The sequence below is a fragment of the Bacillus sp. JJ864 genome, assembly GCF_036963045.1.
GTDB classification, from domain to species: domain Bacteria; phylum Bacillota; class Bacilli; order Bacillales; family Bacillaceae_G; genus Bacillus_A; species Bacillus_A pseudomycoides_C.
Genome location: NZ_JBALLY010000263.1, coordinates 1 through 1,059, shown reverse-complemented (window position 1 = coordinate 1,059; position 1,059 = coordinate 1). Strand labels below are relative to the sequence as shown.

General features: G+C 30.3%; 1 protein-coding gene. It reads left to right on the top strand.

Features of this window, described 5'->3' with window-relative positions; translation table 11 throughout:
- Window positions 1-308 precede the first annotated feature (308 nt).
- Complete coding sequence (locus V7024_RS24290; protein WP_335524640.1) at window positions 309-851, top strand: stress protein; 543 nt, start codon at window positions 309-311, stop codon at window positions 849-851.
- Window positions 852-1,059 lie beyond the last annotated feature (208 nt).

Below are 1,059 nucleotides of genomic sequence, written 5' to 3'. Positions count from 1 at the left end.
ACAGAACATTTCCGTTCTATGTTTCTGGTAAAGTATTTTTGCACCAGAACCCAAGACACTAAAATAAAAAATTTTTCATTTATTGACAAAAAATTCAGTCAATATTTTTTTATTCCTATAAATGTATATTTACCTTAAATTTAGTTTCAAATATACATAAATTTTATTGTTTTTGTATATTTATTATTTTTTTGACTATTAACAATTTAATACCTTTTCAATTAAATAGTTTACCTTTGCTGTATAAGAAATATATACTTTAAAGTGTAGGGGGTAATACCTTATAAAAGTATAAAGGAGGGTTTTTTATGAAAAAAATGAAAAAGTTGACGAACATTGCTTTAGCTGGAGCTATCGGTTTAGGAGGATTAGGAGTGTTTGCACCAACAGATGCAAGTGCAGCTGAGATCTCTCCTTCTACAACAAATGTTCCTACTAACCTATCTACTGAATCACCTATTAATTTTGTAGAGTCTAAGTTACCAAAAGCAGCGAAAGCTAGTGCAAATTTAAATGTAAGTATAGATGTATTAGGTATTGCTAATATGATTAAGAATGCCATCAATACTCAAACTAATCGTTCAGGATTTGTAAAAGGCGTAATGGAATCAACATTTTATTCTGCAGGTCAACGCTATAATGTTATGGTTTTTAATTTAAACCAAAACTATGATGATCGTTTTAACGGTGTTAAATTCTTCGGAACAACAGTATATGATGGAATCACTTTTGGAATTTGGGTATTTGAAGATGGGGAATTTACGAATCAAGGTGATGGTGGATGGATTAACTGGGCATTTAGAGGTTGGTTCGATCGTAATGGTAACCATGTTAAATTTCATCGTCCATAAAAATAAACCACAAAATCAGCCAATTTTGCGGTTTATTAAATAAAACGTATTATTAAACTTAGGAGAGTATACTCTAAACTTAACTCCTAGTAAAAACAGTATAGATGATATTTATTAAAAAGAAAAGTACTCCGAGGAGTGCTTTTCTTTTTTGGATAAGTTGATGGATGTGTGGTGCTATCCCAAAAGTGGTCATATAGATGGATAA